Raw genomic sequence first — 19,007 nt, 5'->3', positions numbered from 1 at the left:
CATTTTGTGTGCTACGGCATGACATCCGTTTCCAAAAACTCTTCCCGATCAAAGCGTCCGCGCATCCACTTGTAGGTGTCGTCGTAGATGGCCCGGATCGCTTCATCCTTGCTGCGGGCAGCTGGCAGGAAAGCCTTGGAGCCGAAATAATAAGCGTGAACATTGTTTTTGTCCATTCCCAGCTTATGGGTGGCAGCCAATTGATTGTAGTAAAGCTGGTAAAATTTCGGATCGTTGTACATCTTGTGATCGCCCTCGATCTCGATGTCCATTCCGTACTTCTGTACGGCGTCCAGCACCCCTTGGATCCGTTCGATCGTTACGGGCTTGTCGCTGTAGTAATTGGGCTGGAGAAACGCTCGGTCGAAATACAGGCTCTTCCACTCCTCTACGCCAGGGGAGCCGTAGTACGGAATCCAGTAGAAGCGGAGCGCCTCATCATGGACCATGCTGGCAGTGCTGCGGATCAGTTCCCGCTCTTTCGGGGCGCTGTCCTCGATCAGCTCGTGGAACCAGTAAATGCCATCCAGATTCAAGTAGCTGTAGCCTTCCTTGTTCCAACGCTTGAGCAGCTCCTGGAAGTACCACTCGACCGCTTTTTTGCGGTTCTGATAGGCCATCTCTTCCCCGATGCCCGCAGCGTTGAAGGACAGCGACGTCTCTTCGCCCGGCAGTTTGCCGAAATCCTTCTGAGCAGCATTCGGATACGGGATGGCCAGCACTACATTCTCCTTCGTCGGAGTGGTGTACAGGGTGCCTCGCAAGCGATTGTACTCGCGCATGGCACTGTTGAGCGCATCCAACTGCCTGTCCATGCGGAACAAATCGTTCAGATACGCATTCCAGCTGTCACGGGTAGCAGGCATGGTCTGGTAAGGCAACAAAAGTATCGTGTCAAACATCTGGTCCCGCATATATCCATCTTGCGTCAAATACCCCACCATCGGCAGGAAATCTTCCTTGGTCCAGGTCCCGAGTTCGTCATGCATTCCCGTGTAGACGAGCAGCATATTTTCAACCGGCCGTCTGGTCTGTCCATTATCGATCGGCTGGAACTTTTTGGGCGGCGGAAGCAATGCGATATCGCCAGAACCTGCTTCTGCATCCTTGGCCCATACCTCCAGTTGGCGGGCGAAGACGAAAACCTTCACCGGAAAAGTGACGCGAACATAACGCGCTTCCAGCTGCGGCAAGGACACGGCCAAGGTGCGGGTCAGCATTTTTTCTTCGGAAGCCGGGACGTCGTGTACGGCTTTCCCCGCATACGACCATGCCTTGCCATCCTGAGACACCTCTACCTCCAATGAGCTCGGCAGGGTAATCCCTGACGTTTTGCGCTGCTGGAAAGTGAGATTGACACGCTCTACCGCCTTGCCTTCTGGCAGCGCTACGGTCACCTTGCGTCCGTACTGGCGATTGTAGCCTGTCCACTCTTCAGATACAGCGGTCAACCCACCGACCGGGCCCGGATAAGCCTTCTCGACCTCGCGGAAATAGTTATCCGCCGGTCCTACTGTCTTCACTGATGTAAAGCTGTCAGGAGCGATGTTTTGCAGCTGCTCTTCCTGAACCGGAGAAGTCTCTTCTACTGGCGTGGATTCGGCAGATTCCTGCGGCTCCGACGCCGACGGCTCAGGCTCCTTGGACAACTTCGACTCTTCTTCTTCCGGCTTTGGCGCGACGACAGCGGCTGTAATCTGTACCGGAATCGTATGGGTGCGGTGTCCGACCGTCACGGTGACATTCCCTGTTCCCGTAGCGGGTCCAGCCACAAAAGTGCCATCCGGCTGGATTGAACCCAGCTCCGGCCGATCAAATCCATAAATCGGCGTGAACGGAAGCTTTTTGCCGTCCGGGCTTTTTACGGTCACGCGCTCGCTGCTGCCAGCCATGACGTTCAACCGCTCTACATTCACTTCGAACTTCACTTGTTCCGCCTGCGCATAGCGGGCATCCAGGACGCGCTCGGCGATGATTGCCGCTTCCGCGCGAGTGACGATGCCTAATGGACGAAACGAACCGTTTGCCCCCGTCATCCAGCGCTGATTGGTCACGGCCACGATCGCATCGCGGGCATAGTCCGCCGCTTCCTCAATATCCTCATAGTCAGCGGAACCGGTTGCCGATGCCGGCTGGATTTGGCCTGCTTTCATCAGGCGCGTCAACAGGACAGCCAATTCCTGACGAGTCAAGGGATCGGCTGCACCGAGCTGATTGTCCGGTCTGCCTTTCAGCACCTCAAGCTCCGCCAACGTATACACGTAAGGGGCATACGGGCTGTCCAGCCCAACGTCTTCGTACTTCGCTTCCGCTGTACCGACTGGCTGCAGACCGATCACCTTGCTGAGCAGGACCGCTACATCCTGACGTGTTATCGGTTTTTGCGGATAAAATTGATCTTCTTCGACACCGCTGATCAGATGAAGCGATGCCAGCCGGGTGATCGCGTCTTTGGCAAAGCTGTTCTCCACATCCTTGAAGACGATTGGCTCTTCACCCGATGCTGCCGCTGTCTCTGCCGTTTCATTCTGCGCCTCCTGCGTCCCGGCAGGTGCAGGTGCTGTCGTCTCTTGCGCCGAGATTGGCGCTGCTGCGGTCAGCAGCATCAGTGCGGCCAAGCAAGCAGCCACGATCCGGCTGCGGGTTGCACGATACAAGTTGCTCACTTTCCTTTCTCCTCCCCTTCCCCCTTCTCTCGCTTATTCGGTTGGGGCAACCACTGAAGGACGAGGGGGTTTTGGTCCAAAAAACTGATAGTAATCCACTTTGATATTGCCGTTGTACAGCTTTCTTTTTTTACTTGCCTGGCGTCCAAAATGCTCCTCGAACTGCTCGTCCGAGGTGATGACGTAAAAAGACCATGTATCCATCGCCGCAAAGGTTTTGCCCATCTCGCCGTACAGTCTGCTAACCTGCTTCCATTCTCCAAGACGCTCCCCATAGGGCGGATTGCAGATCAAATAGCCGTATTTGCGCTTGGTGCGGATGTCGCGGACATCCATGCGCTGGAAGTGGATCTGATCATCCACCCCTGCCTCTTCCGCATTGCGGCGAGCGATCTTCAAAATCTCATCATCCACGTCCGTTCCGATGATCTCCAGCTTCTGGTCATACCGCGCCAGGTCATGGGTTTCTGCGCGCGCTTCCCGCCAAACCGTTTTGGGAATCGCCGGCCAGCTCTCACAGACGAATTCGCGGTTCATCCCCGGTGCGATATTTTGACCGATGAGGGCCGCTTCGATCGGCAAGGTTCCCGAGCCGCAGAACGGGTCCATAAATACCCGATCCGGTTTCCAGCGAGACAAGATGATCATCGCCGCAGCCATCGTCTCCTTCAACGGTGCCGTACCGATCAAGCCGCGATACCCGCGTTTGTGCAGGCCGGGCCCGGAGGTATCGATGGTCAGCGTCGCAATATCCTTATGCAGAGCGACCTCGATCTTGTACAACGGTCCCTTCTCTTCAAACCAGTCCGTCTTGTACGTCTTTTTCAGGCTTTCGACCACTGCCTTTTTTACAATCGCCTGACAGTCCGGCACGCTGTACAGCGTCGACTTCACAGACTTGCCCTCGACCGGAAATGTCGCATCCTCGGTAATCCAATCCGACCAAGGCAGCGCTTTGGTCTTCTCGAACAGCTCGTCAAAAGTGGTCGCTTTGAACTCCCCTATCTTTAGACGCACTCGATCCGCAGTTCGTAACCACAAATTGGCGCGTGCGATGGCAGAAATATCTGCGGTGAAGTTTACTCTTCCGTTTTCTACCTGAACCTGATTGTATCCGAGCGCTTTTACCTCTTCAGCGACTACGGATTCTAAGCCAAACGTCGCCGTAGCGATCAATTCTACTTTTTGCATGCCATGTCTCCTGTCCGTACGAATTCCTATGGGTCATACCCTTATACTATATTACCCGATTTGCCTATGGGGTTGGTAATCCTATCAAAAAAGACGCAAAAATGGCATGAGCTCTGCCGTCCGTGGGGAGCCTACAGACAAACATGCGCAGGAGGAAAACGTATGCCGGAACTGCCTGAAATGGAGACGTACCGCAAACTGCTGGAGGAGAGAGTCGGGGGGATGGTCATCACTGAAGCACGGGTAGAGCGCGAAAAAACGATCAACATCCCGCCGGAAATGTTCATCCAAACGGTTGCGGGGAATCGCCTGAAGCATGTCGGCAGACGGGGAAAGCATCTGCTGTTCGAGCTGGAGTCCGGTCATGCACTCTTGCTTCATCTCATGCTTGGCGGTTTTTTGTACTGGGGAAGCCAGACCGACAAGCTGGAGCGCAGCGCGCAGGTGACGCTCAGCCTCGGACCGAATATCCTCTATTTCCACGGCTTGCGGCTGGGCTACCTGCATCTTTTGACGCGTGACCAGGCAGCCGAGCGTTTGGCTGACCTCGGGCCCGAGCCGCTGTCGCCGGTCTTTACCCTGGCACAGTTTGCTCAACTACTTAGCAAAAAGAAAAGCCTGCTCAAAACGGCCCTTGTCGATCAGCATTGGCTGGCCGGGATCGGCAATTGCTATGCTGACGAAATCTGTTTTCATGCAGGGATTTTGCCCACCAGACAGATTCCCTCACTGACCCCGGAGGAGACTACTCGGCTGTATCATGCCATCCAGGCGATTTTGCGGGAGGCGATGCAAGCAGGGGGCTACATGGAGGTCCCGTTCTATCACGGCGACCGGCTTACTGGCGGGTATAACGAGCGCTGTCGTGTGTACGACAGAGAAGGAGAGCCTTGCCCGCGATGTGGACACAGAATCGCGAAAAGCATGCTCTCCTCCCGAAAAGTATTTGCCTGTACGAATTGCCAGACCTAGCCAGCCGTACTACATGTGAGCTTCTTTTGTGTTCAGCTTTTTCACCATATAGACTTGCTCCGTCTCAGAGGGACCGAAGCCTGCGCTCTCCAGCACAGACAACAAGAGCTTATCCGAGGCGGGCAGGTTGAACGTGGTGCGCTTGCAATCTTTCTCGGGCTGATACAAATGCTGCAGCGCTACGCGCAAGATGTTTTCCGCATCCGGACGGTCCGGCATGGCGGCGCATTGTCGCAGGGTAACGGCTGCCAGCTTGCCCTCTTCGTTCAACACCCGTTTGTACATGGCGTAGCCGACCGTCTCTCCTCGCTGGTCGTCGATGAGAATCACTTCCGCATCGCGCAGGCTGAGCCATTGATTCTGCCAGGGGACGTCAGCCTTGTAGAATGGAAGACGCGCCGCCTCTTGGGAAATGCCCGTTCGGACGCGGTATTGATCTGCATGCTGCGCCCCAAAGGCATCTGCGGGCAGGGCGCCCGATTGCTGCCAAAAGAGCAGACGATCCACCACTTCGTACCCAAGCTGCTCGTACAAGCGTATCGCCTTCTCATTTTTACTGATCGCTTCCAGAGTGGCCACCTCCGCGCCTGCTTCCTCGTAGAGCTGCAGAGTGGCTTCCATCAGTTGGCGTCCGACTCCCTGGCGTCGATACTCCGTTGCGACTCCTGTGCCGCCGTTCCAAGCTGCCTTTTTCCCTGCGATGCTGCGCAGGCCGCTCGCGACCAGGCCAATCGGCTCGTCACCGTCAAAGGCGACGACAGAGAGGGAAATGTGATAGCCTTCCGCTCCGAGCCGTTGGATGATGCTTTCCTCCGTCATTTCGACCGGAATAAAGTATCCCTCGAAGCCCCTGTTCCATGCTTTGGTGATTTGTGCGATCGTACAATCACTCATCCGTTTGATGGTAATCAAGGTACCACCTTCCCATCTATTTGATAAAAGTATTTTAATCGATAAAATCTAAAAATTCAATCATTGGACCATGTGCTTGTCGCGCTGTCCCGCAAACCATTTGCATGATAAGATGAGAAAAATTCGTTCTTACAGCGATCAAAGTGAAGGATGGCTTCGGTATGAAATCAAGACGTATTCTACTATTCGCAGGCGGTAATCTGGGGGATTGGGCGCTCCGGCTCATCCAGGAGCACGATGTGCTGGTCGGTGTGGACCGGGGAGCGTGGTTCCTTATCGATAACGGACACTCCCCCCATCTGTCCATTGGAGATTTTGACTCCGTCACGGAAGAAGAAAAAAAACAGATTGCAAGCAAAAGTCTGCAGGTGACGGACTGCGACCCTGTCTTCAAGGATCTGACGGATACCGAAATGGCCTTGCAGTGGGCGATCCGGCAGCAGCCAGCGGAAATCTTGCTGATCGGCGTGCTTGGGACGCGATTTGACCACACACTCGCCAATGTCCACCTGCTGGAAAAAGGGCTGCAAGCTCATATTCCCTGCCGCATCATCGACGCACACAACGAAATTCGCCTGATCACGGATGGCGTCACGATCGAGTCCGGCCCGTATGATCACCTCTCGCTGCTTCCTTTCAGCCAGGAAGTGACGGGGATTACCCTGCAAGGCTTTCAATACCCGCTCGAGAAAGCCACCCTGCGCATCGGCGATACCCTGGGCATCAGCAATGTCCTGATTGAACCCACGGGTCATATCTCGCTGGCGACAGGGAAGCTTCTCGTGATTCGGAGCAAAGATTAACTTGTCGCCCTAGCTGTTGGGGTCTTCCGGAAGCTGCCAGTCGATCGGCGCCAAACCTTGTGCAAGTAGGAATTGATTGGCTCTCGAAAAAGGTCTGCTGCCCAAAAAGCCGCGATGCGCAGAAAACGGGCTGGGATGCGGTGAGGCAATAATATGGTGTCTGCTTCTGTCCAGCAGAGCCGCTTTCTCTTGGGCGTGTTTTCCCCAGAGGATAAAGACCAATGGCGTCTCACGTGCATTGAGCTGATGAATCACCTGATCCGTAAAGGTTTCCCAGCCCAGCCCTTTATGCGAATTGGGGCTGCTCTCCCGCACGGTCAGGACGGTGTTGAGCAGCAGCACGCCTTGTTTGGCCCAGTGAACGAGGTAACCGTGCTGAGGAATGCTGCAATTCAGATCAGTTTGCAGCTCCTTGTAGATGTTCTGCAGGGAAGGCGGCGGCTTGATCCCCGGCTTGACGGAAAAGCTCAGGCCATGCGCCTGCCCTGGCCCGTGATAGGGATCCTGTCCCAGAATAACCACCCTTGCCTGCTCGTAACTCGTCAGGTGAAGGGCATTGAAAATATCGTACATATCCGGGTATACCGTGTAGCGCTGATACTCTTCTTTCAATGTTTGCCGCAGCTTGAGATAGTACGGCTTGTCGAACTCTTCGGCCAATATGTGGGCCCAGTCATTTTTTAAAATCGACATCGTTTGCTCTCCTAGTCTCGTATTCTCCCTATTCTCCATCATACTCATAGTCCGCGCAGGAAAAAAGTATCTTTGCGCCCCGCGTTTTCTAGGACTTTTCCCACAGCGATTGGCGATTTCCTATTTTTTCTAGTCATTGCGCGTTCGCGATCCATCTACATCGGCAAGCTCCCGACTAGCAAGATGTACTCCAAGATGGAAGCAATCGAGCTGGTGAAGGCCAAGTTCGCGGGGAATCTCTCTCCCTCTCACGTCGTTGAGTATTCTCATGACGATGAGAAAGGGCACTACGTCATCCATGTCTATCAAACCTATGTGAACAACTTCCAGTCCGGCGACAGCTACACCAGCACCTACGGCTGGTTCGTAGTGAATCCGAATACGGGAGATATTCGATCCTTGTTGCAGTAAACGCAGAAAACAGCAATCCTTTTTTAAAAGGGTTGCTGTTTTTTTGTTAACCCAGGTCCTGGTTGTTCAGAATGATCTATGGACGATACCAGCAATTCTTTAAACCGGGCAGCAGCCAGCGATAAAGATATGTCTCTTCTTGTTGCGACCCCAATATGCCGGGACGGTATCGGGGCGATCAGCTTCAACTCAAATAGGCGCTCCTCCTCCAGCTCCTGTTGAATAAAGGAGCGATTTACAAATGCGGCGCCATAACCACGCTGGGCAAACTCTATGAGCATGTCTGAGCTGTTCAGTTCAATATCAACCTCAGCCTTGACTCCCTGAGCTTCGAACCATTGCTCGACGAATTGCCTGGTATTGCTCCCCGAAGAGAGGAGAAGCAACGGAATTTGCGTTAACGCTTGGGTGGAGATCGGGTTCTCTGACAGCTCTCGATATGCAGGACCGACTACAAAGCAGTCATGATTGGTGATGACATGGGTGACATCGAGTTCCTGATCGGATAGCGGAAGATGAACGAGGCCAATATCAATTTTGCCTTCCTTCAGACGTTTTGCGATTTCATACGTTCTGCCTTGCACAAGACGGATGCGCACCCCCGGATACGCGCTATGGAAACGGTCCAATGGATGGAGCAGGAGATGTTTGATCACAGGTCCGCTCGCTCCAATCCGCAGCTCCCCGGAAGCCAATTGCACAAATGACTGAATTCTCTTTTCTCCAGCTTCCAGAAGCGAAAAGGCTTGCTTGACATATTCCAATAACGCCGATCCTTCTGAAGTCAGACTAACTCCCTTTGAATGACGGTGAAATAATTTGACACCCATCATCTCCTCCAATTGCTTGATTGCGTAGCTGACGGAAGGTTGGGTGATATGAAGCTCTTGTGCCGCTTTGGTCAAATTGCCCAGCTCGGCTGTACGCAAAAAAATTCGATACCATTCCATATGGATGTTCATTTTGATATAGACCCTCTCTATGACACGCTTCGGTATTTGTGATTTCATTTATTATAGCTTACTTCTTATAATCAAACATAACAATTGACTACGCAGAAATGGGAGAGTTTGCAAATGGCGGGAAATTCATTCGGAGAAGTATTTAGAATCACCACGTTCGGAGAATCGCACGGAGAGGCTGTAGGCGTCATCGTAGACGGAGTGACACCCGGAATCGAGATCGACCGGGAATACATTCAAAAGCAAATGGATCGAAGAAAGCCAGGTCAATCATCCATTACGACAAGCAGAAAAGAGTACGACATCGTAAATATCCTATCCGGCACATTTGAAGGCAAAACAACCGGGACCCCTGTCTTTATGATTTTGTATAACACGGATATGCGGCCGGAAGCCTATGACGATATTAAACATTCCTTTAGACCCGGCCACGCCGATTTCACCTATTTGCAAAAGTATGGAATCAGGGATTACAGAGGAAGTGGAAGGGCGTCAGGAAGAGAGACCGCCGGAAGGGTTGCTGCCGGGGCGCTGGCACGCAAACTGCTTGAGAATAGAGGGGTAAGCGTTTTAGCGTACACGACAGAAGTGGGCGGAATCAAAAGCAATCAGTTTGTGGAAAGTGCGATTGAGGAAAATCCGGTAAGGACTTGTGATCCCGATGCAGCGCCCGCCATGGTAGAAAAGATTGAAGAGCTTGCAAGGCTTGGAGATAGCTGTGGGGGAATCGTAGAATGCAGGGTTAGAGGGGCCATTCCCGGTCTCGGGGAGCCTGTTTTTGATAAATTGGACGCAGATCTGGCAAAAGCCATGCTGTCGATTGGGGCCGTAAAGGGGATTGAGTTCGGGACTGGTTTCGATGGTACAAGGATTTTAGGAAGCGAGCATAATGACGGGATGGATAAAAAGGGTTTCCTGAGCAACCATTCAGGAGGGATCATTGGCGGAATCAGCACCGGACAAGAGATCGTGTTCCGAATTGCCGTCAAGCCTACCTCGTCCATATCGGTTGCCCAAAAAACCATCGATATTCATGGAAACGAGAAAGAAATCGTCACCACAGGCCGGCACGACCCTTGTATTTGTCCACGAATCGTTCCTGTAGTCGAAGCGATGACTTGTCTGGTTCTGGAGGATCACTTCAAACGCCATTTGGCCATGCACGGATAATCTAGCAATTCCTCCATACTGAAAAGCAAAAAAAGCCCCCTCGAAAGGGGCTTTTTCTACACCAACAACCCGCCGCCGCTCTTGCTGTACTTCAAAATGCCTTCCGCCGCCCGATACGACAGCGCTCCCATCGTTCCGGTAGGGTTGTAGCCGCTATTATGTGGAAAAGCAGATGCTCCTACCACGAAGACATTCTCGGCATCCCACATTTGCAGATAATTATTGACCGCCGAAGTATCAGGCGAGGAGCCCATAATGACGCCTCCAGTGTTGTGCGTAGACTGGTACGGCGTGATATCGTAAGGTCCGAGCTTCCTGTTCACCTCGATCTTGTCCGCTGCACCCATCTCCTTGATGATCTCCCCGCAGCGATCTGCACAATAAGCCGCCAACTGCCTGTCCTGTTCCTCGAAATCGAAGGTAATCCGCATCAGCGGGTCCCCGAACACGTCCTTGTATGTAGGGTCGAGATCGAGGAAATGATGTCGAAACGGCATGCAGGCCCCTTGAGCCCCTACGGACAACGTGCGGGTGTAGTACTTGATCGACGCCGCCTTGAATTCTTTCCCCCAACCTGGCACCCCGGCCGGAACCTTGTTGTTGCCGATCGGCCGCTGACCCGTCTGCGAGATGGAGATATTGGCTCCGTGAATAAAATTCAAATCGGAGTGGTCAAAATTGTCGCCGTTGTAGTCGTCGATCGTCATCCCCAACGCCCCTGCTCCGGCAAACACATTGAACTCCCTGTCTTCATAAAAGCCGATTGCTCCGCCCCGGATGACCTGATAGGCGTAATTTTTCCCGATGACCCCTTTACCGGTATTCGGGTCGTAAGGACGCCCCAAATTGGACATCAGCAAAAGCCGGGTATTATTAAACACATAGCTGGTCAGCACAACGATATCGGCAGGCTGCTCAATATCCTCGCCGGTGGTCACATCGGTGTACATGACTCCTGTCGCCTTCTTCCCATCATGCAAAATGCGGCGCACATGCGAATGGGTGCGGATCTCGAACTTGCCTGTCTTTTTCGCGACGGGAATGACCGTTACGACGGGATCAGCCTTGGCCCCGTACTCGCATCCAAAACGCTCGCAAAATCCGCAGTACTGACAAGCAGCGCGCGAAACGCCATCCGGGTTGGTATACGCCTCGGAGAGATTGGCGGATGGCATCATGTACGGATGCAGATTCATTTTCTTCGTCGCTTCAGCAAACATTTTCAGCGCTGGCGGCATTTTCATCGGCGGAGTGGGATACGGCTTCGACCGCTTTCCGCCCAGGGGATTCTCCTCCCCGGATATCCCGGCCATCTGCTCAAACCTGTCAAAATACGGCTCCAGCTCATCGTAGGTAATGCCCCAATCCTGAATCGTCATGCCATCCGGGATCTTTTTCTCGCCGTACCTCTCAATCGTTTTGCTGCGAATCTCGAAATCATACGGCAGGAAGCGAAACGTCTGACCGTTCCAGTGTACTCCCGAGCCTCCCAGACCTGTACCCAGCAAAAAAGACCCGTACGAGCGCATCGGCAGGGCACGGACACTAGGCTTGCTGCGGAACGTAATGGTTTCCTTGGATAAATCCTGCATCAATTCATAACGCAAAGCGTAGCGCAGCTCATCATGGACCATGAAGTAATCTTCGGTTTTCCGCTCTTTGCCGCGCTCCAGCCCTACGACTGTCAATCCTTGCTTGGTCAACTCCGAGGCGATGATCCCTCCGCCCCAGCCCACTCCTACGACCACCGCGTCTACCTTGGGCAATTTTTTTGCCATACATGCTCCCCCTTATCCATGTTGATGATCACGCAGGCTTAAGGGTTCCATTTTGGCCAGACCCTCCTGCTCAATGATTTGGGTATACGCCATCTGGTTACCCGGAAAACTTTTCATTCTCCAGCCATCCATATTCTTGTTGCCTCCGTAGAGCGGATCTGAATACACGCCTTCCAGTGTAGTAGCGCGCAACATCGCAAAAAATGCACTGGCCGAGATCGTGGTGAGCTTTACCTCGTCCGTTTCAAAAGCCTTGAGCACCGTATCCTGCTGCTCCGGCGTAAGCTCGTAAAACTTCTTGCCTTCCAAGCTGTTGCTGTAGTTATTCATTTCTTGAATGCCAATATCGAAAATCTCTCGCCGCTTCAATCGCCCCTGATATCCCTGGGTGGCTTCTCCTGGATAGAATGGGCCCTGCATGTAATCGCGGGCATTGAAGCCCCAATCACCAGCCAATTGGTGATCGATGAAATAGGCGGCACCTAATGCTTTGGCACCAGGTCCAAGCTCATCCTCTGGAAAGATACGTTCGCAAGCTGCCTCGATGACCCTGAATTGCTCTCCAGTGAAGTACATGAGTGCCTGGTTGAAATCGGCGGCCGGAGCAGGAGTTGCACCGGGCTGTTGTGGTGCCTGTTGGGTTCGCAGCAGGCTACCTGCTACTCCCCCTACCACCAGACCTCCCAGAACCAATCCAGAGTTCTTCAGGAAATTTCTGCGTGATACAGGCTGATCTTGTTTTTCATGCTGTTCCAACACTACCACCTCCAGTTGTCTCTATCTTCTTTCTGTGCATATTTTCCTCAGGATAAACAGATACTGAGAAAAAATTTCCAACGACCTTGAAACAGCAGCATAGATTCTGTCTTAGGCGTTGGGATGACATCAGGTGAAAGCACTGGAGGGATTTTCATGAAGCACTTGTCCAAAAGCATGGCAATCGGCAGTATCGGATTACTTCTGCTGATGACTGCGTGCAACAACAACAATCAAGCGACACCGCAACAGCAGACTCATACGCAATCCATGAATCATCCTGGGCATTTGGGACAAAACGGGGAGACCGTGATTCCGAGCGTGGACCGCGACAAAAAGCTGACGACCAACAATTACGGGACCACGTTTAGCGGTATGGGAACCTCGGTGTACAGCAATATCGGCAGCTCCAATCTGCATGGCGGGGGGCCTTCCACCAATCTGGACTCTCGGCTGAACGCGGCAGGCATCCATGGCGTGCAGACCTTGATCGTCAATGATGTGATCCTTGTCGCACCTACAACGGCCAATACGACGTCCGTCAATCACATGGACGCCACGCAGTCCCACCTTCTTTCCAATTACGCTGGAAGCTCTTCACGCGGCGGTGACTACAACGGCGATTATGAAAACAATACGGCAGGCACGATGGGGACAACCAACCCGCATCATAACCTTACGCAAGCCCGCAAACAGATCGAAAGAATGTACGGCTCTGACGTACAGGTCTTGACTGTTACTTCCAGCAATGGTCTCAAGGCCTTTGAACACGTCAAAAAACAAATGCGGGAAAACAAGCGGGATGACCACACCATCAGTCAGATCAGCAATCTTCTGCGAGAAGCAAATCGCCAGCCTTAATAAAAAACAGGGATAGGCCATAAGCGCCTGTCCCTGTTACTTTTGTATAAAGGTCACGATTTGCTCCGCCGTTCTCAAAGAGATGCGTCACCATTTGCACGAAACGAGCGGCCGGAATGATTCATAACGCTCTGAAGAAAAGACTGCAGTTCTTTAATAAATATCTTCGCCGCCTGCCCCATAAATTTATCCTTACGATATATGATACAGATGTCTTGACTAGGTGTGGGATTAAGTAGTTTTACAGCAACGATATTATCGTGATTTATATAATCCAATAGCATTCGAGGAAGAATAGAAGCTCCTATTCCTTGATCGACCAAGGAAAGAAGCGTTGATAAGGTTGAAGTTACAATCGGAGTATCAAGTGCAATTCCTTTTTCCTGACAGTACGCTTCAATGACCTTTGTAATTTGATGTCCAGAACCGAACATGACCATCTTTAGCTGCTGAAGCTGATCGAACGGAACCGCCTTTGCCTTCGCAAGAGGGTGATCCGGTCGGATGGCCAAAGCAAACTCCTCATGAAACAAGGGAATAATCGAAATGCGGTCATCAGGATTAACAGGCACCGTAGTAACACCGAGATCTCTCATGCCGTTAAGGACCTGTTCGTAGACATCCATGGTCTCCGTAACGCTTATCGAAAGCTTGGGATAGGTCTTATGAAAATCGATAAGTAAAGCGTCAAACAGCAAATCCCCGTCTCCCGGCAAAATGCCGATATCCAGCTTACCTCCTTCCATCCTTTTCAGATCCGATATTGCCCTTTTTGCATAGTCAACGTGTTCAAAAATAATTTGGCTTTGCTCGAGCAGGATTTTTCCTGCTTCTGTTAACATAATCCGCTTGCCGATACGATCGAATAGAGGGAGCCCAAGTTCGTTCTCCAAAAACTTGATCTGCTGACTCAGATTCGACTGTGTTGTACAGAGATTTTCGGCTGCCCTGGAAAAATGCATCTCCTTACAAATTGCAGTAAAGTATTCAAGCTGTCGAAGTTCCAACGCTCGATGCCCCTTTCGATTATCGATCTCCTTCAATCATTATGACATCTGCCTCTGATTCCAACAATTTCTATTTTAATCATTACTTAAACCGATCAATTGTATCGGAATCTCGTGATTGTTGCGTTGGGGCGCTTAAAGGTAAGCTTTCGGTATACAAAGACCAACCTAATGAGAAGGAGGATTCAAAAATGTCACAATCGATTATCCATACAGGGAAAGTGCTACGTCAGATCATGATCGGCCAGCTTCAGGACGTGTCGGAGTCTCAGATGGACATCCAGCCGGAGGGCTTCCATAATACGGTTCGCTGGAATATCGGTCATATGGTGTATTGGCTGGATAAATACTCCTCGCTGAGCTTCGGCTCCCCATCTGCCATACCGGCTCATTACGAGACGTTGTTCAATTCCGGAACGAAACCTTCGGATTGGACGGTAACGCCTCCGTCAAAAGATGAACTGATGGCGATGTTAAGTGAGCAGCTTTCCAGTCTTTCTGATCTGGCCCCCGAAATGCTCGAACAGAGGCTGCAAGCGCCGTTTGAAATGGGTCCGTTCCAATTCGTTACAGCCGGCGAATTATTTAATTTTGCATTGATTCATGAAGCGCTTCACCTTGGAGTTATATCAAGCCAGCTTAAGCTCATCAAATGAAGACTCTGCCTCAAGGACATACAGCGAGATCATTCACACACTAAAATTAGGAGGATTGTTGTGATAACAAACCATGAAGCGTTTGATGCTTTTAAGCGTGCTTTAGAAACAGGGCATACAGTCGATTTCCTTAATAAAGTTACGGATGATTTTCACTTCTTCGTTCCGCTCCCGCTGGAAGGGTGGAATCAGAAGCAGCAAGGCAGAGAGCGGTTCGAGGAATTAATCAGGTTTGAGCGTTCCGTATTTCAGATGCGCCTCACCCCGCTGATCGAGTTGGAGAATGAGAGCTACGGGATGGTAGTATTCAGCGCCGAAGGATTGTTGAACGGCAGACCCTTCCGCAACGAGCTTACAGTCGTCTTCGAGTTCGAGAAGGATCGAATTCGCTCCTTCCGAGAATATGTTGGAATGCCGTTAAAAAACTACGAGAACCCATAAAGAGCTTCCATCGACAGTAAAAAAAGCCTGTTTTCTCTGCTCTCGAGAAACGGCTTTTTTCTGATGCGCCACCCCACGATACGGTGCTCATCGATATGAAAAAAAGCGCCGCTGTGCAGAAGGCTTCCTGCATCAGCAGCGCAATTTTTATGGCCATTAAGCTTTCGGAAGTTCAAAAGAGCTTTTCAGCGACACAATCCGGTTGAAAACCAATTTTTCCTTCGTCGTATGCTTCGGATCTACGTTGAAGTATCCGTGACGGAAAAACTGGAACTTGTCCTGCGGCTGCGCATCCTTCATGTTGGGCTCGACAAATCCATGCAGGACTTCCAATGAATTCGGATTGATGTTGTCCAGGAACGTCCCCTCTTGATCTTCTTCCTCGTCGAGAATCAATGGCTCGTACAGACGGAATTCTGCCGGGACAGCTTGCGTGGCTTCTACCCAGTGGATGGTCCCCTTTACCTTGCGACCAGTAAACCCGCTTCCGCTCTTGGTCTCTGGGTCATAGGTGCAGTGAATCTCCACGACGTTGCCAGCTTCGTCCTTGATCACTTCCTGGCAGGTAATGAAGTAAGCATGCTTCAGACGAACCTCATTGCCCGGGAAGAGACGGAAGTATTTTTTCGGCGGATCTTCCATGAAATCGTCCTGTTCGATATAGATTTCGCGGGAAAACGGAATTTGGCGCATGCCCATTTCTTCGTTTTCCGGATTGATCTCGGCATCGAGCATTTCGACTTGACCTTCCGGATAGTTGGTGATGACTACTTTCAACGGATTCAAGACAGCCATGGTTCGCGGAGCTTTCAGCTTGAGATCCTCGCGAATGAAGTGCTCCAGCATTTTCGAATCCACGACGCTGTTGCTGCGGGCTACCCCGACTTCGCGGGCAAATGTGCGAATGGCTTCCGGTGTATATCCGCGTCTGCGCAGTCCAGCGATGGTAGGCATGCGCGGATCATCCCAGCCATCCACCACTTTTTCTTCGACCAAAAGCTTCAGCTTCCGCTTGCTCATCACGGTGTTGTTCAGGTTCAATCTGGCGAATTCATACTGTCTGGGCTGACTCTCCATCTCGCATTCCCGGATGACCCAGTCATAGAGCGGACGATGATCCTCAAATTCGAGAGAACAGAGGGAGTGTGTGACGCCTTCGATCGCGTCTTCCAGCGGGTGGGCATAATCGTACATCGGATAGATGCACCATTTGTCACCGGTATTGTGGTGGTGCGTATGGGAAATCCGGTAGAGAACTGGATCACGCATGTTGAAGTTGGGGGAAGTCATGTCGATCTTGGCGCGAAGCACCTTTTCCCCGTCCTTGAACTCGCCTTTGCGCATCCGCTCGAACAGATCCAGATTCTCTTCCACAGAACGGTTGCGATACGGGCTGTCCACGCCCGGCTCCATTGGCGTGCCGCGCAGCTTGCGCATCTCTTCTGCGGACAGATCATCTACATAAGCTTTTCCTTTCTTGATCAGGAGAACCGCTCGATTGTACATCTCCTCGAAGTAGTTGGAAGCAAAAAACAGCCCGTCCCATTCAAAACCGAGCCACTTCACATCTTCTTTGATCGCCTCTACGAATTCGATATCTTCCTTCGCCGGATTGGTATCGTCAAAACGCAGATTGGTTTTCCCCGAGAACTCGTCCGCCAATTCAAAGTTCACACAGATCGCTTTGGCATGCCCAATATGAAGGTATCCATTCGGCTCTGGCGGGAACCGGGTAATAATTTCCTTGACCTTCCCATTTTTCAGGTCGTCGATCACAATATTTCGGATAAAAGAGGATGCTGCTGCCTTGTTTTCCAAATGAACTCAACCTTTCCCTTCACCTTTACACTCCATAATACTGATTCTGTCCCATAAGTTCAACAGAATCGGACCCTGATCGGGCCCGACTCCTTTATGATTTTCCTACTTTTGCCACTCTTTCTCGCAATAGAGATGGCGAATAGAGTCCAACTCTGCCCGCTGCTCGACAATGGCCCGGATTTTTCCCCGATGCTCGGGACGAATCAGATGCTTCAGCGGCTGCTCGACTCGATCAAAGTGCCGAAATGCCTCCTTCGCGCTGTCGTCCCACTGCTGATGATAATGAAGCAAATCATCCGGCATGACCCATGACCGGGTCGTTCCCTCCTCCGGCATGCACGCAAACGGCTCATCCAGATTCAGTGTCCCATAATCATCAGTCAATTCTTCGCCCGGATGGATGTCACGTGCCGCCAGCTCCAGATCGTACATCGTCCCCACACAGGTTGCATGAAAACTGTGATTCACATATCTGGCTTTGTCCCAGCAGAGAATGTATTGCCCATGCTGATTTTTAAAGGAGTACTTGAGAACATCCTGCTTGCGCAATGGGTCCAGTCTTTCCACGAAGGAAGGATCCAATACCTGGTCCAGATCATCAAGCGCCCACACAACGGTTCCTTTGGGAATGAACCTGGTCGCAAACACACCGTAGCCGATCACATCATTGATGTACCGCAGCTCTGTATCGGGATGCATCATGATCTTTTGTCACTCCCTGGCACTTTGCCCTGTGCTTTTTATCATGATAAGCAGAATGCCATCAAGTGGTGTGTAAAAAGTTGAGTATGTCGGGGTAAATACTATGATTTAATAGCGGATGATTGTCAAAATGCTGTCATGGTGTGATATTGTTTGGCTGAAAATTCCAAAATATACTAAAGACAGGACTTCAGCCCTGCAAGAATGGGAGGTAAACCAATGACAGCTGTATCAGGCTTTGAAACTTCTTATTTCACATTGGAATTCATCTCGGATGGCATCTATGCGGCGATCGCAAAGGGCGGCACAGGCTCGATGGCCAACGCAGGCATCGTTGATCTGGGCGAACAAATCCTCCTCTTCGACACCATGTACACCCCCCAAGCCGCTCAATCGTTGCATGAAGCAGCACTTCCTCTCTTTCGACGACCGATCTCCCTGGTCATCAATTCCCACTTTCATCTGGACCATGTCGGTGGAAACCAGGTTTTCGCCGATCTTCCCATCCTCTCGACGGTAACGACTCGCAACCTGATGCTTGAGCGCACGCACCAGTTCCTTTCCTTTGCCAAGGCAAATCCGGGCTACCCAGCCATTTTGCAAAAGGCCATCGAAGAGGAGAGCGATCAAAGCAAGCGAGAAGAGCTCCGCCTTCAATTGGGTGACATCCTCGCCATGGATGCTGCGCTTGCCGAGTTAGTGCCTGTGCCAGCCTCCATGACGTTTGGCGGCGTATTCACGTTCCACGGCAGCAAACGAACGGCAGCCTTGATCCCGATGGGGAATGGCCATAGCGCATGCGATACTGTTCTCTATCTCCCCGACGATCAGGTTTTGTTTGCAGCAGATCTACTTTTTACCAAAAATCACCCCAGCATCAAGGACGGGAACGTTCCGGAGTGGCTTCGCATCCTCGGCAAAATGGATTCTTACCCTGCACAAGTGATCATCCCCGGTCATGGTCCCGTCTCGGATCAGCAGGCTATTCTCGATTTGCGCGATTACTTCACCCATCTTTTACTTACAGCAAAGCAAGCAGAAACAGCGGAAAGGGAAGCGGCCGACAGCCTTGAGTCACTCCCGATGCCGAAGCAGTTCGAAACCTGGTCGCTGCCCGATCAGTACACCGCCAACCTGCAGCATCTGGTTCGTCTGCAGCAACCATCCTGACCGAACCCCAATAAAAGAGCCGTCGGACCAAAACT

18 protein-coding genes are annotated in these 19,007 nt (G+C 51.7%); 8 read left to right on the top strand and 10 right to left on the bottom strand.

What is annotated here, in order from left to right:
* Nucleotides 1-11 precede the first annotated feature (11 nt).
* Entirely contained in the window at nt 12-2,666 is a 2,655-nt protein-coding gene (locus EDM58_RS20035) for a DUF4855 domain-containing protein (protein ID WP_246000899.1), read from the bottom strand.
* A 33-nt stretch (nt 2,667-2,699) separates the two neighbouring features.
* Nucleotides 2,700-3,857 carry a THUMP domain-containing class I SAM-dependent RNA methyltransferase gene (locus EDM58_RS20030; protein WP_122914890.1) on the bottom strand — a complete coding sequence of 386 codons (1,158 nt, stop codon included), beginning with the start codon at nt 3,855-3,857 and terminating at the stop codon, nt 2,700-2,702.
* A 162-nt stretch (nt 3,858-4,019) separates the two neighbouring features.
* Between EDM58_RS20030 and mutM the strand changes: the two genes are divergently transcribed.
* The gene (gene mutM, locus EDM58_RS20025; protein ID WP_122914889.1) at nt 4,020-4,829 is read left to right on the top strand and encodes a bifunctional DNA-formamidopyrimidine glycosylase/DNA-(apurinic or apyrimidinic site) lyase; all 810 of its coding nucleotides are present in this window, start codon (nt 4,020-4,022) and stop codon (nt 4,827-4,829) included.
* 9 nt (nt 4,830-4,838) lie between these two features.
* On the opposite strand, the gene EDM58_RS20020 is transcribed toward mutM, so the two are convergent.
* The gene (locus EDM58_RS20020; RefSeq protein WP_122914888.1) at nt 4,839-5,741 is read right to left on the bottom strand and encodes a GNAT family N-acetyltransferase; all 903 of its coding nucleotides are present in this window, start codon (nt 5,739-5,741) and stop codon (nt 4,839-4,841) included.
* A gap of 161 nt (nt 5,742-5,902) precedes the next feature.
* Between EDM58_RS20020 and EDM58_RS20015 the strand changes: the two genes are divergently transcribed.
* A complete protein-coding gene (locus EDM58_RS20015; protein ID WP_122914887.1) occupies nt 5,903-6,544 on the top strand; it encodes a thiamine diphosphokinase in 642 nt (213 codons plus the stop codon).
* Between the two features lie 9 nt (nt 6,545-6,553).
* Here EDM58_RS20015 and EDM58_RS20010 read toward each other — a convergent pair whose 3' ends face one another.
* Entirely contained in the window at nt 6,554-7,237 is a 684-nt protein-coding gene (locus EDM58_RS20010; protein ID WP_122914886.1) for a uracil-DNA glycosylase, read from the bottom strand.
* 195 nt (nt 7,238-7,432) lie between these two features.
* Here EDM58_RS20010 and EDM58_RS20005 point away from each other — a divergent pair, with 195 nt between their 5' ends.
* Entirely contained in the window at nt 7,433-7,648 is a 216-nt protein-coding gene (locus tag EDM58_RS20005) for a hypothetical protein (RefSeq protein ID WP_246000898.1), read from the top strand.
* A 23-nt stretch (nt 7,649-7,671) separates the two neighbouring features.
* On the opposite strand, the gene EDM58_RS20000 is transcribed toward EDM58_RS20005, so the two are convergent.
* Nucleotides 7,672-8,610 (bottom strand): LysR family transcriptional regulator, encoded by a 939-nt coding sequence (locus EDM58_RS20000; protein ID WP_122914885.1) that lies wholly within the window; start codon nt 8,608-8,610, stop codon nt 7,672-7,674.
* 114 nt (nt 8,611-8,724) lie between these two features.
* On the opposite strand from EDM58_RS20000, the gene aroC reads away from it, so the two are divergent.
* Complete coding sequence (gene aroC, locus EDM58_RS19995) at nt 8,725-9,780, top strand: chorismate synthase (RefSeq protein ID WP_122914884.1); 1,056 nt, start codon at nt 8,725-8,727, stop codon at nt 9,778-9,780.
* Between the two features lie 56 nt (nt 9,781-9,836).
* On the opposite strand, the gene EDM58_RS19990 is transcribed toward aroC, so the two are convergent.
* Both EDM58_RS19990 and EDM58_RS19985 read right to left on the bottom strand, forming a co-directional pair.
* Nucleotides 9,837-11,558 carry a GMC family oxidoreductase gene (locus EDM58_RS19990; protein ID WP_122914883.1) on the bottom strand — a complete coding sequence of 574 codons (1,722 nt, stop codon included), beginning with the start codon at nt 11,556-11,558 and terminating at the stop codon, nt 9,837-9,839.
* A 12-nt stretch (nt 11,559-11,570) separates the two neighbouring features.
* Nucleotides 11,571-12,317, bottom strand: coding sequence for a gluconate 2-dehydrogenase subunit 3 family protein (locus EDM58_RS19985; protein WP_122914882.1), 747 nt, complete (start codon nt 12,315-12,317; stop codon nt 11,571-11,573).
* Nucleotides 12,318-12,470: 153 nt separating this feature from the next.
* Here EDM58_RS19985 and EDM58_RS19980 point away from each other — a divergent pair, with 153 nt between their 5' ends.
* Nucleotides 12,471-13,175: a hypothetical protein gene (locus EDM58_RS19980; protein ID WP_122914881.1), complete on the top strand. Its 705-nt coding sequence runs from the start codon at nt 12,471-12,473 to the stop codon at nt 13,173-13,175.
* A 74-nt stretch (nt 13,176-13,249) separates the two neighbouring features.
* On the opposite strand, the gene EDM58_RS19975 is transcribed toward EDM58_RS19980, so the two are convergent.
* The gene (locus EDM58_RS19975) at nt 13,250-14,182 is read right to left on the bottom strand and encodes a LysR family transcriptional regulator (protein ID WP_122914880.1); all 933 of its coding nucleotides are present in this window, start codon (nt 14,180-14,182) and stop codon (nt 13,250-13,252) included.
* A gap of 191 nt (nt 14,183-14,373) precedes the next feature.
* Here EDM58_RS19975 and EDM58_RS19970 point away from each other — a divergent pair, with 191 nt between their 5' ends.
* On the top strand, nt 14,374-14,838 hold the full coding sequence (locus EDM58_RS19970; protein WP_122914879.1) for a DinB family protein: 465 nt from the start codon (nt 14,374-14,376) through the stop codon (nt 14,836-14,838).
* 63 nt (nt 14,839-14,901) lie between these two features.
* A complete protein-coding gene (locus EDM58_RS19965; protein ID WP_183187570.1) occupies nt 14,902-15,279 on the top strand; it encodes a nuclear transport factor 2 family protein in 378 nt (125 codons plus the stop codon).
* A 156-nt stretch (nt 15,280-15,435) separates the two neighbouring features.
* On the opposite strand, the gene EDM58_RS19960 is transcribed toward EDM58_RS19965, so the two are convergent.
* Complete coding sequence (locus EDM58_RS19960) at nt 15,436-17,097, bottom strand: glutamine--tRNA ligase/YqeY domain fusion protein (RefSeq protein WP_122914877.1); 1,662 nt, start codon at nt 17,095-17,097, stop codon at nt 15,436-15,438.
* Nucleotides 17,098-17,202: 105 nt separating this feature from the next.
* Nucleotides 17,203-17,802: an SET domain-containing protein gene (locus EDM58_RS19955; RefSeq protein ID WP_122914876.1), complete on the bottom strand. Its 600-nt coding sequence runs from the start codon at nt 17,800-17,802 to the stop codon at nt 17,203-17,205.
* 219 nt (nt 17,803-18,021) lie between these two features.
* On the opposite strand from EDM58_RS19955, the gene EDM58_RS19950 reads away from it, so the two are divergent.
* Complete coding sequence (locus EDM58_RS19950; protein WP_183187568.1) at nt 18,022-18,972, top strand: MBL fold metallo-hydrolase; 951 nt, start codon at nt 18,022-18,024, stop codon at nt 18,970-18,972.
* Nucleotides 18,973-19,007: the final 35 nt, after the last annotated feature.

Origin of the sequence: Brevibacillus panacihumi (genome assembly GCF_003710985.1) — a bacterium.
Lineage (GTDB): Bacteria > Bacillota > Bacilli > Brevibacillales > Brevibacillaceae > Brevibacillus > Brevibacillus panacihumi.
Note: the sequence above shows the minus strand (reverse complement) of the source record. Positions and strands in the feature narration are given on the sequence as shown.

Bases quoted from the DNA above. Each gene is read 5' to 3' on its own strand.
- EDM58_RS20030 (WP_122914890.1), bottom strand. From the start codon at position 3,857: ATGCAAAAAGTAGAATTGATCGCTACGGCGACGTTTGGCTTAGAATCC.
- mutM (WP_122914889.1), top strand. From the start codon at position 4,020: ATGCCGGAACTGCCTGAAATGGAGACGTACCGCAAACTGCTGGAGGAG.
- EDM58_RS20015 (WP_122914887.1), top strand. From the start codon at position 5,903: ATGAAATCAAGACGTATTCTACTATTCGCAGGCGGTAATCTGGGGGAT.
- EDM58_RS20010 (WP_122914886.1), bottom strand. From the start codon at position 7,237: ATGTCGATTTTAAAAAATGACTGGGCCCACATATTGGCCGAAGAGTTC.
- EDM58_RS20005 (WP_246000898.1), top strand. From the start codon at position 7,433: ATGGAAGCAATCGAGCTGGTGAAGGCCAAGTTCGCGGGGAATCTCTCT.
- EDM58_RS20000 (WP_122914885.1), bottom strand. From the start codon at position 8,610: ATGAACATCCATATGGAATGGTATCGAATTTTTTTGCGTACAGCCGAG.
- aroC (WP_122914884.1), top strand. From the start codon at position 8,725: ATGGCGGGAAATTCATTCGGAGAAGTATTTAGAATCACCACGTTCGGA.
- EDM58_RS19990 (WP_122914883.1), bottom strand. From the start codon at position 11,558: ATGGCAAAAAAATTGCCCAAGGTAGACGCGGTGGTCGTAGGAGTGGGC.
- EDM58_RS19980 (WP_122914881.1), top strand. From the start codon at position 12,471: ATGAAGCACTTGTCCAAAAGCATGGCAATCGGCAGTATCGGATTACTT.
- EDM58_RS19970 (WP_122914879.1), top strand. From the start codon at position 14,374: ATGTCACAATCGATTATCCATACAGGGAAAGTGCTACGTCAGATCATG.
- EDM58_RS19955 (WP_122914876.1), bottom strand. From the start codon at position 17,802: ATGATGCATCCCGATACAGAGCTGCGGTACATCAATGATGTGATCGGC.
- EDM58_RS19950 (WP_183187568.1), top strand. From the start codon at position 18,022: ATGACAGCTGTATCAGGCTTTGAAACTTCTTATTTCACATTGGAATTC.